Source organism: Chthonobacter rhizosphaerae (assembly GCF_013839525.1).
GTDB lineage: Bacteria > Pseudomonadota > Alphaproteobacteria > Rhizobiales > Pleomorphomonadaceae > Chthonobacter > Chthonobacter rhizosphaerae.
On record NZ_JACDIS010000019.1, the window covers coordinates 1 to 15,332 of the forward strand.

8 protein-coding genes and 1 rRNA gene are annotated in these 15,332 nt (G+C 73.4%); 1 reads left to right on the forward strand and 8 read right to left on the reverse strand.

All coding sequences use genetic code 11. The features are described from left to right. A 16S ribosomal RNA gene (locus HND91_RS21185) occupies window positions 1-111 on the reverse strand; the annotation flags it as partial. Between the two features lie 1,041 nt (window positions 112-1,152). Between HND91_RS21185 and HND91_RS21190 the strand changes: the two genes are divergently transcribed. Beyond that, a complete protein-coding gene (locus HND91_RS21190) occupies window positions 1,153-2,745 on the forward strand; it encodes a catalase (protein ID WP_181708605.1) in 1,593 nt (530 codons plus the stop codon). A 173-nt stretch (window positions 2,746-2,918) separates the two neighbouring features. Here the strand turns inward: HND91_RS21190 and HND91_RS21195 are convergent, their stop codons facing one another. The 7 genes from HND91_RS21195 to HND91_RS21225 all read right to left on the reverse strand — a co-directional run bounded on the left by HND91_RS21195 (window position 2,919) and on the right by HND91_RS21225 (window position 15,311). Continuing rightward, window positions 2,919-3,098, reverse strand: coding sequence for a hypothetical protein (locus tag HND91_RS21195; protein WP_181708663.1), 180 nt, complete (start codon window positions 3,096-3,098; stop codon window positions 2,919-2,921). A gap of 219 nt (window positions 3,099-3,317) precedes the next feature. Continuing rightward, the gene (gene trxA / locus HND91_RS21200) at window positions 3,318-3,638 is read right to left on the reverse strand and encodes a thioredoxin TrxA (protein ID WP_181708606.1); all 321 of its coding nucleotides are present in this window, start codon (window positions 3,636-3,638) and stop codon (window positions 3,318-3,320) included. Between the two features lie 95 nt (window positions 3,639-3,733). Next, window positions 3,734-7,228 (reverse strand): double-strand break repair helicase AddA, encoded by a 3,495-nt coding sequence (gene addA, locus HND91_RS21205; protein WP_210272827.1) that lies wholly within the window; start codon window positions 7,226-7,228, stop codon window positions 3,734-3,736. After that, window positions 7,225-10,353, reverse strand: coding sequence for a double-strand break repair protein AddB (addB, locus tag HND91_RS21210; protein WP_181708608.1), 3,129 nt, complete (start codon window positions 10,351-10,353; stop codon window positions 7,225-7,227). Before addB ends, addA begins: the two co-directional genes overlap by 4 nt. 7 nt (window positions 10,354-10,360) lie before the next feature. Then, window positions 10,361-11,122, reverse strand: coding sequence for a nucleotidyltransferase family protein (locus HND91_RS21215; RefSeq protein WP_181708609.1), 762 nt, complete (start codon window positions 11,120-11,122; stop codon window positions 10,361-10,363). 64 nt (window positions 11,123-11,186) lie between these two features. After that, a complete protein-coding gene (gene tsaE, locus HND91_RS21220) occupies window positions 11,187-12,734 on the reverse strand; it encodes a tRNA (adenosine(37)-N6)-threonylcarbamoyltransferase complex ATPase subunit type 1 TsaE (RefSeq protein WP_181708610.1) in 1,548 nt (515 codons plus the stop codon). 12 nt (window positions 12,735-12,746) lie between these two features. Then, the gene (locus HND91_RS21225) at window positions 12,747-15,311 is read right to left on the reverse strand and encodes a PAS domain-containing sensor histidine kinase (RefSeq protein WP_181708611.1); all 2,565 of its coding nucleotides are present in this window, start codon (window positions 15,309-15,311) and stop codon (window positions 12,747-12,749) included. Window positions 15,312-15,332 lie beyond the last annotated feature (21 nt).

Consider the following 15,332-nt stretch of genomic DNA (forward strand, 5'->3'; position numbering starts at 1 on the left):
GTTCCCACGCGTTACTCACCCGTCTGCCGCTCCCCTTGCGGGGCGCTCGACTTGCATGTGTTAAGCCTGCCGCCAGCGTTCGTTCTGAGCCAGGATCAAACTCTCAGGTTCAATGAGATTTTGCGCCCGGCGTCTAGGTCACGCATAAAACTCGACGAGGTTTCCAGACCCGCTCGGCTCGCGCCAAACGGCTCCGGTCTCATCGAGAGAAACCGTGTCCGACACCGTTCTTGTCCCATCGAGCGACTTCTCCGGACACCGGACCCGAAGGCCCAGTCCCATCAACGAAGTCCGCGGGCAAGACCGCCGTCCACGTTTCTCTTTCTTCTCGTTCACTTGTCAAAGAGCGGAGGGCCAGGCCCTCGAGACTTGAAGAGCCGAGGCCCCTCAAACCAGGTCCGGACGGTGTCCCGTCCGTGCGTCCGATCCGCTGATCCCGCCCTTTTGGCGGCCCTGCCGATCGGCCGAAACTCGTGTCGGTCCCGGCCCCGCGGACCGGTCCTTCGATCCGGATCCTTTGATCCGGTCCTTCGCGCCGAGCCGTCGCCCTTCGGCGCCGGTCCGTCCCGCGCCGCGTCGGCGGGGAGCGCTCAGATAAGTCCTGCCGGATCCGGTGTCAAGCGCCCGTCGAAGCGATTTTCAAACCGCCCGGCCGACCCTCGACCCGCCCCGATCCCGACGTCCGCACTGCCCGTTCGCACGAGCCTTGGCGAACCCCGTCCGGCATTCGCGGCGCCCGTCATCCAGGCACCCGCAAACCCCGAAGGACCGCAAGCGACCACCGGGCCCGCTCCCCTCGACCGCCCGAACCCGGACATGAGGACAAGCGCCGCCCAGCGGCAAAGAACACCTGACATTCGACATGAATTCAGGGCGGGATCCTCCATGGCGTCGGCTTCGCCGACACACCGCCCGGCCCAAGGGCCCAAGGCTCCGGATCCCGGAAAACCGCCGCCTTCCGGCCGGGATATAAGCGGGCGGACTCCGGGTGTCAACACGGGGTTTTCAAAAAACCGACATGCTGGCCGGAGCGCGGCGGAAACCCGCGCGATCCCGTCGTTGGGCGCTCGAGCGCGAGGGGAACGCCCGGGCGCGTCGCGGGTTGGGCTGACGACCCCCTTCCTGCGAAACGAGACGCGAGGTGAAGCCGCCATGGCCGAGAACGACCCCATCCTGACGACCCGGCAGGGCCACCCTGTCCGGGACAACCAGAGCCTGCGCAGCGTCGGCGAGCGCGGGCCGGCGACGCTGGAGAACTATCAGTTCATCGAGAAGATCACCCACTTCGACCGGGAGCGCATCCCCGAGCGGGTGGTGCACGCCCGCGGCACCGGCGCCCACGGCTGGTTCGAGTCCTACGGCCGGATCGGCGACGAGCCGGCGAGCCGCTACACCCGCGCCAAGGTGCTGACCGAGGCCGGCAAGCGCACGCCGGTGTTCGTGCGCTTCTCCACGGTGATCGGCGGCAAGGATTCGCCCGAGACCGCCCGCGACCCGCGCGGTTTCGCGGTCAAGCTCTACACCGAGGAGGGCAACTGGGACCTGGTCGGCAACAACCTGAAGATCTTCTTCATCCGGGACGCCGTGAAGTTCCCGGACATGATCCACGCCTTCAAGCCCGATCCGGTGACCAACCGGCAGGAGCCCTGGCGCATGTTCGACTTCGTGCAGCACCACCCGGAGGCGCTGCACATGATCACCTGGGTGTTCAGCCCTTGGGGCATCCCGGCCACCTATCGCGAGATGGAGGGGTCCGGCGTCAACACCTACAAGCTCGTCAACGACGAGGGCGTCGCGCATCTCGTCAAGTTCCACTGGGTGCCGAAGCAGGGCGTGCGGAACCTGACGCAGGACGAGGCCTCGGCAATCCAGGCCAAGGACGTCGGCCACGCCACCCGGGACCTCTACGAGGCGATCGAGCGCGGCTTGCATCCGGAGTGGGAGTTCGCGGTCCAGATCATGTCGGACGACGAGCATCCGGAGCTCGACTTCGACCCGCTCGACGACACCAAGCGGTGGCCGGAGGACCGGTTCCCGCTTCTCCCCGTCGGCCGCATGGTGCTCGACCGGAACCCGTCGAACGTGTTTGCCGAGACCGAGCAGGCGGCCTTCGGCACCGGCGTGCTCGTCGACGGCATCGACTTCTCCGACGACAAGATGCTCCAGGGCCGCACGCTCTCCTACTCGGACACCCAGCGCTACCGGGTCGGCCCCAACTACCTGCAGCTGCCGGTCAACGCCCCGAAGGTGCCGGCGCGCACCAACCAGCGGGACGGCCAGATGGCCTTCTTCGTGGACACGGGCGGCGAGAACCCGCACGTGAACTACGAGCCGAGCTCCATGCGGGGCCTGTCGGAGGCGCCGCGGCCGCGCGCGGAATACCGCCAGGCGGTGGAAGGCCGTCTCGGCCGGTACCAGACCAGCCGGACCGCCGCCGACTACGCCCAGGCGGGCGTGCGCTACCGCAGCTTCGACGACCGGGAGCGGGACGACCTGATCGCCAACCTGTCGGACGCCTTCCGCCAGTGCCCGAAGCCGATCGCGCTGCGCATGATCTGGCACTTCTGGCACTGCGACGAGGACTACGGCCGCCGCCTTGCCGAGGGGACCGGCATCGACCTTCAGGAGGCGCTCGCCCTGCCGCCCCTGCCGGGCAAGCCGGCGCCGGGCGCGGACCGGCCGCGCCCGACCTTCACGGACGGCTCCGAGGAGCAGGATCCCGCGAAGGTCGCCGCCGCGGAGTGACGGCGCGCCGAAGCGGAGTGTCGGGCGGACGGGGGCCGGCGGCGAGCCGGCGCCTCGTCCGTCCGGATCTGTGCCGGGCGCGGACCGCCGAGCCGCGCGTCCGGCTCCCACCCCGGTACGGGCCGGATCGTCAGGGGCCGGATCGTCAGGCGCGGGACGTCAGGCGCGAAACGTCAGGGGCCGCCCGCCATCGCGCCGGCGATCGCCATGGCGAGGGCGTCGAGGTCGACCCGGCCCTCGATCAGCGCCGAGGAGGCGTCGTCCGGGTCCTCGGTCACCGTACCGCCGGTCGTCTCGAACTGGCGCTTCAGCTCTTCCAGGATGGTTTCGCGGATCTTGGTCTCCAGGTCCATGCGCTCGTCTCCCTTGGTGGACGATCGAGGAACGGGGGACCGGCGCGCCTGTTCCGCCCGCGCCCGGAGCGGGGGGCGGCCCGACGCGCCCCGCACGCCGCTCCGCCGGGCGGGCCTTGCGCCGGAGCGTCGTCGGGGGGCCATGACAAGGGGAGCCGTGAAAAAAGGGCGCCCGGCCTCGCCGGACGCCCTTTGCGTCTTGTCCCGGACGGGTCCGGGTCAGATCGCGGCCTTGATCCAGTTGGCGAGGTCGCCCTTCGGGGCGGCGCCCACCTTCATGGCGGCCGGCTGGCCGTTCTTGAAGATGATCAGGGTCGGGATGGAGCGCACGCCGTACTTGATGGCCGTGTTGGCGTTCTCGTCGATGTTCAGCTTGGCGATCGTCACCTTGCCGTCGAGCTCGCTGGCGATCTCGTCGAGGGCCGGCGCGATCATCCGGCAGGGGCCGCACCACTCGGCCCAGAAGTCGACCACGACCGGTTCGTCGCTGCCGAGGACGTCGCTGTCGAACGTCTGGTCCGTCACTTTCTTGGTAGCCATTACTCCACCTCTCCTGGAGGGTGTTGTCCGCAAGCGGGTCGCGGCGTCGCGGCGGCCCCTCGGTTGGCGGAACGTAGGAGCCGCCGCCGTGAGCGTCAAGAACGCCCGCCGTCGCGCTCCGATCCCGTTTGGGTGAGAAGGCGCGTGAGCATGGCGTCGAGCATCCCGGCCGGCACCGGGTCGAGCCGCGGCGCCTCGGTCCACAGGATGGCCGCCTCCACGGGCCGGCCCGGATGGAGGTCGGCGAGGAGCCGGCGGTAGAGGGCGAGCTGCGCCACATAGGCGTCCGGCACCCGGTCGGGCACGATCCGGTTGGTCTTGAAGTCGACGATCCGGATGGCGTCGGGCGCGATCAACAGCCGGTCCACCTGGCCGCTCACCTCCACGCGCCGGCCGTCCGGCGCGTCGATCACGCCGACGAGCCCCACCTCCGCCCGGCCGTGGGCGGCGAACACGGGCCCGAAGGCGGGGTCGTCCAGCAGGGCCTCCACGGCGCGCCGCAAACGCTCCCGCTCGTCCGGGTCGAAGGCGCTCGCCTCGCGGGCCAGGAAGGCGGCCGCCTTCGCGCGCCGTTCGGACGGCGGCACCTCCGGCAGGCCCTCCAGCAGCCGGTGCACCAGCCGGCCGCGCTGGGCGGCGGGCGCGTCCGGCCGGCGGACGCGCTCGAACGCGTCCACCCGGGCGGTCCGCGTCGGGGCCACCTCCACGCCGGCGCCGGCCGACGACGGGGTCAGCACCAGCGGCGTCGGCGGCTCCACCGGCTTCACGCCGATCCAGGCGGGCAGCGGCGCGGGCGTCCGGGTCCGGTCCGCCTCGTCCACCGGCGCCCTGGCGGCGCGCGACGGATCGAGCCGCCAGCGCCACGCCACCGTGGCGCCGGCCGCGTCGATCACCGGCTCGGCCTCCGGCGCCAGCGCCTCGCGCACCAGGGTGTGCCAGCGGCCGTCGGGCTTGCCGGTCTTGGCGACGCCGGCCACGATCAGGCGGTCGCGCGCGCGGGTCAGGCCCACGTAGAGGAGCCGGCGGTATTCCTCCTCCTGGGCCTGGCGGAAGCCGGCGAGCGCCGCCTCCACGGGCGCGGGCTTCACGCCTGATCCGGCCCACACCAGCGGCGCGCCGGCGGCGGTCCCGGCCAGAACCACCGAGGGGTCGTGCTGGCCGGAGACGGGGGCCGAGCCCGGGTCGATCAGGAACACCACGGGCGCCTCCAGGCCCTTGGCGCCGTGCACGGTCATCACGCGCACCTCGTCGCGGCCCTCCACCACCTCGCGCTTCACGTCGTCGTCCGCGTCCTCGGCGAGGCACAGGAAGCCCTGGAGGGTCGGCGTCTCGCGCATCTCGAAGGCGAGCGCGAGGCGCAGGAACTCGTCGATCACCTCGTCGGCCTCGTGGCCGAACCGGGCGCGGAAGCGCGCCCTGGCGCCGTCGGACCCGAGGGCGGCGAAGAAGGCGAACGGGTCCACCCGCTCGGCCCGGCGCCGCCAGCCGGCCACCGCGTCGCGAAGCGTCCGGGCGGCCTGGTCGCCCGTCTCGGCGGCCGCCTCCACGGCCGCCCACAGGCTGCCCGCGCGGCCGTGGGCGAGGCGGAAGAGATCGTCCTCGGAAAGGCCCACGAGAGGCGATTTCGCCGCCGCCGCCAGCGACAGGTCGTCCTCCGGCAGGAGGGCCACCCGGGCGGCGGCCAGGAGATCGGCCACCACGATGTGGTTCACCACGTCCAGCCGGTCGGCGCCGGCGATCGGCACGCGCCGCTGCTTCAGCGCCCGGTTCACCGCGTCCACGAACGGGCCGCGCTTGCGCACCAGGATCAGCACGTCGCCGGCGCGGATCCGCCGGCCGGTGGAGGGCAGGCGCTCGCCGTCCCGGATCCAGCCCGCCACCGTGTCGGCGATGCGGGTCGCCAGCACCACCTCCGGGCTGCCGGAGCCGACCGCGTCGACCGGGTCCTCCCAATGCTCCGGCTCGGGCGCCTTGGCGGCCACCACCTCCGGCCAGAGCTCCACGAGGCCGGGCTCGCTCGCCCTGACGGTCTCGTGGGAGGGCGGCTCCAGGTCGGTGCCGAGACCCCGATGGGCGGTCGGCGGCGCGAAGATCCGGTCCACCGCCTTCACGACGTCCGGGGTGGAGCGGAACGACAGGTCGAGCTTCAGGTCGTGGAAGCGGGCGTCGGCCTCCACCGCCTGCCGGCCGAACTTCGCCCGGGTCTCGCCGAAGAGGCGCGGGGCCGCGCCCTGGAAGGAATAGATGGACTGCTTCTCGTCTCCGACCGCGAACACGGTCCGGCGGGTCCGGCCGCGGGCCCCCGCCCCGGCGAAGAACTCCGCGGTCAGGGCCTCCACGATCTCCCACTGCTTGGGGCTGGTGTCCTGCGCCTCGTCCACGAGCACGTGGTCGAGGCCCTGGTCCAGCTTGTACTGCACCCACTGGGCGGCGTCCGCGCGGGCGAGGAGGCCGGCGGTCCGAAGGATCAGGTCGTCATAGTCGAGCGCCCCGTCGCGGGCCTTCATGGCCTGGTAGAGGCCGATCACCCGGTCGGCCACCCGCGCCACGGCGGCCGTCCGCTCCGCCGTCCGGACGGCGGCGATCGCCCGGTCGAGGGCGGCCAGCCGGTCCGCCTCGCGGGCGAAGCGCTCGCGGGTGCCGGGAAGCGCCGCCTCCACGTCGTTGACGATGGCGCTCTCCTTCTTCGGCTGCCCCTTGTCGGTCAGGAAGATGCCGCGCCAGAGCGCCCGGCGCTCGTCCTGGTCCGTGGCGATCGCCGCCGCCCGGAAGGCGTCGGCCATCGCGGCCGCCTTCTTGCCGGCGGTGTCGAGCACCGGCACCAGCCGGTCGAGGACGGCGCCGTCGAAGTCGGGCGAGGCGAGCGTCCGGTCCATGAGGTCCTCGGCGGTCACGCCCGGCGGGGCGCCGAGGGCGGTCGACAGGCCGGCGATCGCCGGGTCGAGCCCGCCGGCGGCCGCGATCCAGGCGGAAAAGGCCTCGCGGTCCTTCACATAGGCCTTGAGGGCGTCGTCGACGGCGGCGTCCGTCGCGACGGCGAGCAGGGTCCGGAAGGCGGCCCCGAGCGGGCCGTCCTCGTCGGCGGCGGCGAGCCGGATCGCCTCGGCCTTGGCCTCGGCGAGGAGGAGCGCGGCGCCCCGGTCGTCCAGCACCTCGAACCGGCCGGTGAGGTTCGCCTCCAGGGAGAAGCGCTGCAGGAGCGCCTCGCAGAAGGCATGGATGGTCTGCACCTTCAGGCCGCCCGGCGTCTCCAGGGCGCGGGCGAACAGGCGTCGCGCGTCGGTCACCTGCCGGGGCCGCGGCGGCTCGCCCTCCAGGTCCTCGATCTCGGCGGCCAGCCGGTCGTCGGGCAGCACCGCCCAGCGGCCGAGCACGTCGAACACCCGGTTCGCCATCTCGGCGGCGGCCGCCTTGGTGAAGGTCAGGCAGAGGATGCGGCCGGGGTCCGTGCCGGCGAGGAGCAGGCGGATCACCCGGCGCGACAGCACGTAGGTCTTGCCCGAGCCGGCGTTGGCCGACACCCAGACCGAGGCGGCCGGGTCGGTGGCGAGCCGCTGGCGGCGGCGGGTCTCCGGCGGGATCTGGCTCACGCCTCGCCCTCCCCGTCCTCGGCGACCGACCATTCGCGCACCCGGGCGAGGTGGTCGTAGTCGCTCCTGTCGGTCACCCGGAACGGATGCGCCTTCGACCGATAGCCGCGGTCCGGGTCGCGGTAGGCGTGGACGAGGCGCGTCAGCGCCAGTTCGGCCTCCACCACCACCTCCGGCAGGGTGCGGGCGAAGTCCTTGCCGCTGTAGCCGGCGAACGGCCGGATCTCGTCCTTGCCCTCGATGCCGCGGAGGACCACGTGGACGAGCTCGTCCGCCTCCGCGGCCTTCACGGTCGGAAAGCCACCCGCCCGCACCATGGCGGCCTCCAGCGGCAGCTGCGGCGCCTTCAGGGCGGCGATCTGCCGGGCGGAGGGCGCGGTCCCGGTCTTGAAGTCCACGATGGAGACCCGTCCGTTCGGCAGAAGGTCGATCCGGTCCGCCCGGCCGGTCAGCACGAAGCCGTCGTCGCCCGGCACCACCTCCAGGCGGCCGGAGACCTCCGACACGCGCTCCACCCCCGGGCGCGCGGCCTCGAACTCCCGCACCACGTACCGCGCCGCCGCCATGAAGCGCGGCCACCAGAGGGCGTGCACCTCCGGATAGGCCTCAAGCTGCCGGAAGGTCTCCCGGCCGGCGGCGATCAGGGCCTCCACGGCGGTCTCGTCGAACGGCCCGGACCAGCTGTCGGCGAAAAGGCTCAAGGCCTCGTGCACCGCCTGGCCGCGGGTGCCGAAGTCCGGGCGCTCGCCGAGCGCCGGCAGCGGCTCCAGTTTCAGGATCCGGCGGGCGTAGATGGCGTAGGGGTCGCGGATCCAGGTCTCGATCTCGGTCACGGACAGCCGCTTCGGCCGGGCCGCGAGGGGCGGCTTCGGCTCGGGGCGCTCCGCCCTCGGCTCGCTGTCGCCGTCGTCGATCCGCCGGGCCCAGTCCAGATAGCAGGCGCCGTGCTCCATCATCGTCCGGGTGCGGTCCTCGCCGGCGAGCGCCAGCACCCGCTGCAGGAAGCGGGTCGCCACCGTGGGGGCGCCGTCGCGCCGCTCCGAGCGGGTCAGCACCACGTCCCGGTGGCCGAGCGCCTGCACGAAATCGTGGGCGGAGAGGCCGATCCGCTGCTCCGGCGGCGCGAAGTCGAGGCCCGCCCGCATGGGCCGGGACAGCCACGGCCCGGTGTCGGTCGAGAGCGGCCAGACGCCCTCGTTGAGCCCGCCGACCACCAGCCGGTCCACGGTCATCAGCCGCGCCTCCAGCGGCCCCCAGATGAACACGCGCGCGTGGCCGTGGGTCGGCCGGCGCACCACGGCGCCGCGCATCAGGGCCCGGAACACGGCCGGATACTGGTCCGGCGGCACCTCCAGCGGCTCGGCGGTGCTGTCCAGATAGCCGGTCAGCAGTTCGGCCGCCACGCCGCCGGCCGGCCCGTCGAAGGCGTGGTCGTCCACCCCGCCGGCATCGGTGCACACCGCCCGGACGGCCGCGACGTGGAGGTCCAGCCAGACCCTGAGGTCGTCCGCGCCCCGCGCCGCCGCGTCCTCCAGCGGCCGAAGCGCCTCGTGGAGGCGCGCGGCGAGCCGGCGCGCGTCGGCGAGCCGGTCCGGCCCGAGCGCCGTCACGGCCGGGTGCACCCCGTGGCCGGTCCGCCCGGGCACAGCCAGCCGCTCGGCGGCGGCCAGCAGCGCGGCCGTGCCGGGCGCCAGCCTCGGCCCGCGCAGCACGGCGAGCTGCAGCGCCCGCGCGGCCGCCTTGGCGCGCGCCTTGTCGAACCCGAAGGTCGCCAGCGGGTGGGAGAGGAGCGACACCACGGTCTGCGGCTTCATGCCGTCGAGCGCCGCCTCGGCGACGAGCTCCAGGAGGACGCCGGTCGGCGTGCGCTCCAAGGGCGTGCCGGCGCTGTCCTCCACGGTCACGCCGAAGCGGGCGAGCTCGGTGCAGACGCGCCGGGCGAGCGTCCGGTCCGGCGTCACCAGGGCGGCGGTGGCGCCCTCGGTCTCCAATGTCTCGCGCAGCGCCAGCGCGACCGCGAGCGCCTCCTCGGCCTCGTTGGCGGCGACCACCAGGGCCATGCCGTCGAGCGCCGTCTCCAGCCCGTCCGGGGCGAGCGACGCCGCGAAGGCCGGCCAGCGGTCCGTGCTGTCGGCGGGCCGCATAGCCTCCGAGACGAGGCGGAAGCGGCGGGCCGCGTTCTCCGGCTCCCGGCCGAGGCTCGCCACCTCCTCCCGGCCGATGCCGATCGCCGCCAAAAGCCGCGCCATCGCGCCCTGCGGGTGGCTCGCCACGTCGGCGACGCCGGCAAGGTCCGGCGGCATGCCCGCGAAGGTCGCCTCGTCGAGCCCGAGGTCGAGCCCCGGCAGCACCACGGCGCCCTCCGGCTGGCGCGCGATGGCGGCGATCAGCCGGGCGGTCGCCGGCATGGAGCCGGTGGACCCGGCGACGATCACCGGTCCTCGCGCCCCGTCCCGCTCCAGCCGCTCGGCGATCGCATGGGTCACCCGCACCCGCCGGGCCACCGGGTCGATGCGGCCCCGTTCGGCCAGATGGGCCGGCCAGGCGTCGGTCGCGATGGTCAGGAAGGTGAGCGTCAGCTGCCACCAGGCCGCATAGTCGTCCGGCACCAGGCCGGACAGCCTCGACCAGTCCACGCTCTCGGCGGTCGCCTGGTCGAGGAGCGCGAGGAGGTCGCGGGCGAGGTGGACCGCGTCGGCGGTCGAATGGGGCACCCGGAGCGGCTCCCCGGCCGGCGACAGGTGCCGGTCCGGCGTCACGAACCGCCGCCAGTCGCGGATGAGGCGGGCGAGCCCGAGCACCCGGTCGGCCTCCGGCAGGTCCGGCGGCAAATCGAGGTCCGACGGGTCGGCCAGCCGCTCCACGAGGTCGTCGTCCACGTCCCCGAGCGGCAGGATGCGCGGCAGCAGGGCCGCCCGGCCGCCGAAGGCGGCGAGCAGCGTGCCGGAGAGGGCCCGCGCGGCGCGGCGGGTCGGCAGGTAGAGCGTCACGTCCGCGAGCGCCAGCGGGTCGTCCCTGAACCGCCGCCCCTCGATCAGCACGCCGTCGAGCAGCGCATCCACCAGGGTCGGCAGGAAGGGCGCCCCCGGCGGGATGGTGAAGACGCGGGGGACCGGACGCGCCATCGCCCGCTCAGGCCGCCGACAGCGCGATGGCGGTCTCCGCCTCGCGGATCGCCTCCGGCGTGCCCACGTGCAGCCAGATCCCGTCCATCCGCATCCCGTGGAGCCGCCCGTCGGCGATGGCCCGGTCGAACACCCGGTTGAGGCTGAACGGCTCGGCGGCGAGGCCCTCGAACAGGCGCGGATGCAGGATGGCGACGCCCGCGTAGACGAAGGGCGCCACGGTCCGCTCCCTGCGGCGGGTCAGTTGGCCCGTCCGGTCCATCTGGAAATCGCCGAAACCGTCGTAGCCGACGCTCGTGACGGTGGAGGCCAGCATCAGGAGGCCGTCCATCGCGTCGCCGTTCCACCGTTCGGCCATCACCTCCAGGTTCGGGCGCGCGCCCTCGATCCAGATGCTGTCGGAGTTGAGGTGGAAGAAGGGCTCGTCGCCGAGGTGGTCGAGCGCCTTCACGACCCCGCCCCCCGTGTCGAGGAGCTTGCCGCGCTCGTCGGAGACCACCACGGCCGGCGCGGTGCGCTTCATCACGTGCACCTCGATGAGGTCGGCGAGATAGTGCACGTTGACCACCGCCCGGGCGACCCCGGCGGCGGCCAGCCGGTCGAGGGCGTGGTCGATCAGGGCGCGGCCGTTCACCTCCACCAGCGGCTTCGGCGTGGTGGCGGTGATCGGGCGCATCCGCTTGCCGCGGCCGGCGGCGAGCACCATGGCGGTCCTCGGCACGGCGGCGGCGGTCAGGGCGGCGGTGAGGCTTCTCGGCAGCTGGGTCATGGAATGCGGTTCGTTCGGGACTGGGCGCGGCGGCGTGTCTGGCGCGGGCGGTCCGGCTGGCGGCTCACCCGAGGTTCGTTCCGCGTTCATACCAGAGCCGGACCGGTCGGAGAACCTCGTGGTTCAGCGCATCCCGCAGCGCGGCCCGCACCCGCGGCAGATGGTCGAGATAGATGGTCTTGCCGTCCCGCTTCGCGCTCCGGGCGAAGCCGCCGAGGATCTTGGCGTTGCGCTGGGCGGCCGAAAGCGCCAGGGCCTCGTCGAAGGCGGCCCGGTCGAAGGACGAGTCCCGCCGTCGGCGCGCCGCCGCGTAGGCGTCCAACATCGCGGCCCTCAGGTCCGCCGGCACGTCCACCCGGGCGTCGGTCACGAGCGCCGCCACGTCGTAGGCGGCCGGCCCGACCACCGTGTCCTGCACGTCCACGAGGCCGATCCGCTGCCGGCCGACGCCGCCCTCGTGCCACAGGAGGTTCGGCGAATGATAGTCGCGCAAGGTCCAGGTGGTCTGCGCCCCGCCGAGGCGGGTCAGCGCCTCGGTCCAGGCGCCGAGGAAGTCGGCGCGCTCCCCGTCCCCCGCCACGCGGTCGTGGGCGAACGGCAGGTACCAGTCGAGGAAGAGCGACACTTCCGTCAGAAGCGCGCGGAGGTCGTAGGCCGGCACCCGGTGCACGGACCCGTCCGGCAGCGGCACCCTGTCCGGCCAGGTCTCGCCGGCGATGTCGGCGAGGATTTCCGCCGCCGCCACGTAGCGCTCCGGGATCGGCCGGCCCTCGGCCACCATCGGCCCGCTGCCGAGGTCGTCGAGCACCAGGAGGCCCCGGTCCATGTCGCCCGCCAGCACGCCGGCCGCCCGGAAGCCCTTCTCGCGCAGCGTCCCGGTGATCGCCACCACGGCGCTCGCCCGGGTCTGGATGTGGGCGAGCTCGGCATAGGTCAGCCCGTCCCGGATCACCGGCCCCTTCGGCGGCTCCGGCCAGGTCATCACCACGGCCGAGCGCGATCCGGAGCGCGCGCGCTCGTAGGACCGGTTGGAGGCGTCGCCCTGCAGGTGCCGGCGGCGCGCGCCCGGCAGGCCGGCCGCGTCGAGGAGCCGGCGCACGGCCCGGCTCCGCGACAGCCGCTCGGCCCAGGCGCCCGCCGCTCCGGCGATCGTCACCGTGCGGCCGGTCGCCCCCTCGCCCGGCCGGATCGCCACCACCAGCGTGTCCGCCGGCAGGGCGCCAGGCGCGCGCTCCGGCCACTCCACCAGGCTGACGGCGGTGCGGAGCGCGTCGTCGAAGCCGATCTCGGCAAGCTCCGCCTCGTCGCCCAACCGGTAGAGGTCGAAGTGCGCCACCGGCAGGCGGGTCGTCTCGTAGGTCTGCACCAGGGTGAAGGTCGGGCTCGGCACCTCCAGGGCGTCGTCGCCCGAGAGCGCGCGCAGCACGAAGCGCGCGAAGGCGCTCTTGCCCATGCCGAGATCGCCGGACAGCGCCACCACGTCGCCGACGGCGAGGACGGCGGCAAGATCCTCCGCGAGGTCGCGGGTGCCGGCCTCGTCGGCCACCGTCACGGTCTCGCTGAAAACGGCCTCGCCCGGCGCGGGCGCGCTGGCCCCGGTCCTCTCCGTCATCGACGGCCCTTCCTATTCGGCGGGCATGGACGGCGCGGCGAGCTCCTCGACGCCGGACGTCCGGGTGACCCCCGGCGTGTCCGGCAGCCGGCAGGTCACGGTGGTCCCCTGCCCCTCGTTGGAGACGATCTCCACGGTGCCGCCGTGGAGCTCCACGAAGCTCTTCACGATCGAGAGGCCGAGGCCGGCGCCGCGCCGCCGGGCGCCCACCGGCCGGCTCTCGAAGCGTGCGAACACCGCATCCAGATAGTCCTCCGGAATGCCCCGTCCATGGTCGCGCACCGTGAACAGGATGGAGCGGCCTTCGCGCCGGCACACCACCTCCACCACGCCGCCGTCGTCGGAAAAGGCGACCGCGTTGGAGAGGAGGTTGTAGAGGATCTGCCGGATCCGCTTCTCGTCCGCCACGAAGTGGCCGATGGAGGCCGGAACGTCGAGCTTCAGGTTGATGCGCGCCTCGGTCAGCCGGTCGCGCAGGCCCGCGGCCGCCGCGTCCACGGTGGCGGCGATGTCCACGTCCGCGAGGTCGAGCTCCATCACGCCCGCGTCCACCGTGGCGAGGTCCAGGATGTCGTTGATGATGGCCAGAAGCGCCGACGACGATCCCAGGATGTAGCCGGTGTACTCGCGCTGCTTCGGGTTCAGCGGGCCGGCGTTCTCGTCGCCGAGCAGCTGGGCGAAGCCGATGATGTTGGTCAGCGGCGAGCGCAGCTCGTAGGAGACGTGCTGGATGAAGGTGTTCTTCAGCTGGTCCGCCGCCTCCAGCGCCTCGTTCTTGTCGACGAGCGCCCGCTCCACGTTCACCGTGTCGGTCACGTTCACGAAGGTCACCAGCGTCGCCCCGTCGGGCAGCGGCACGGTGGTGAAGTCGATCACGCCGCCGTCGCGCCGCTCCAGCCGGCCGGAGAGCCGGGTGCGGGTGTCGGCGAGGCCGGCGATCGCCATGCGGATCCGTTCCCACACCTCGTCGTCGTCGTGGAGGATCCGGCACCGGCCGACCACGTCGTTCACGTGCGGGCGGCCGGTCAGGGCGGCGTCGTCCAGCCGCCAGAGGCCCGCGAAGGCCGGGTTCCAGAGGCGCAGCCGCCCGTCGGAGCCGAACACCGCGACGCCCTCGGACAGGTGGTCCAGGGTCTCGCCCTGGACGCGGATGAGGGCGTTGTAGCGGCTCTCCAGCTCCAGGCGCTCGGTGACGTTCTCGTAGACGTAGGTGACGCCCCCCTGCGGGTGCGGGTTGGCGACCACGCGCAGGGTCTGGCCGCCCGGCAGGTGCCACCAGGTCTCGCGCGGCTCCATGGCTTGGTAGGACGCCAGCATGTCGCGCCGCCAGGAGCGGTAGTCGGCCTGCTCGGGCAGTTTGCGCAGCGCCCGGAGCTGGTCGAGGATGGCGCCGTCCTCCGGCTTCGATTCCAGGAACTTGGTGTCGAGCCCGAACAGCGACCGGTAGGCGGCGTTGTAGAACTGCAGGCGCCGGTCGGCGCCGAAGATCGCGACGGCGGTCGCCAGCTGGTCGAGCGTGCTGGCGTTGCTGTCGTGGGTGCGCTTCAGCTCCACCTGCGCCCGCTCCAGGTCGCTCACGTCGGTGGCGATGCCGGCGCTCCCTTCCGGGCTCACCGCGTCCACCACGTCGAACACCCGGCGCGTGCCGGCGGTCACCACCGACAGGCGCTGGCGGAACACGTCCGTGTCGGCCCGGCTCGCCGCCACCGCCTGCCGGCCGGCGGTGTCCAGAAGCTCGTGGCCGGCGTCCACGGCGACGGTCGTGTTCGCCACCTCCACGGCCCGGGCATAGGCCTTGTTCACCCAGGTGATGCGGCCGTCCCGGTCCCGGGTCCACACCGGCATCGGCAGCGCCTCCAGCAGGCTGTGGAGCGTGTCCACCTCCCGGCGCTGGCGCTCGTGGCGCTCGGCGAGCTCCACGTACTGCAGCCGCTCGCGGGTGAGGTTGCGGAAGCGCGCGAAGGCGCGCGATCCGGCCACCCGGCCGGTCGCCTCCAGGTGCGTGCCGGAGGCGGTGCGCAGGATGTCGGAGAAGGGCTCGCCGCGGTTGCGCAGGGCGTCCAGGCGCTCGGCGAGCCGCTGGGACGACGGCGCGTCCAGCCACTGGCCGAACGCCAGGAAAGCCATCTTGCCCTTGGGGGCGCCGGCGCCCTCCGGCAGGGACCCCATCACGATCGGCGCCTCGGAGCCCGTCGGGAAGATCACCACGCGCTGGTCGTCCGCGTTCAGCACCGCTTCGGCCCGGTCGGCCGCCAGCTTCAGGTCGGCGGTCTGCACGATGAGGTCGGCCCGGTCCTTCTCGGCCCGCCCCCGCGCGCGGATGAGCGCGCCGGCGGAGACCACCGCGAAGCAGATGGCGCCCACGAGGGCGGAGAACCAGGCCACCTGGATGGTGTCGAACTGCACGCCGTCGTTCTGGAACCGCACCGCCTGGGCGAACGCCGGGGTCGCCAGGACGGTCGCGCCGAGGAGGGACGGAGCGACCGGACGGGATGCCGCGGCGAAGGACCCGATCAGCCATCGAGGGCGACGCGCGGCCGAGCGAATCCGTCGCCGTTTCCGGCCGAAATCCGGCATGTCCTGTCCTTCTCCGCCGCG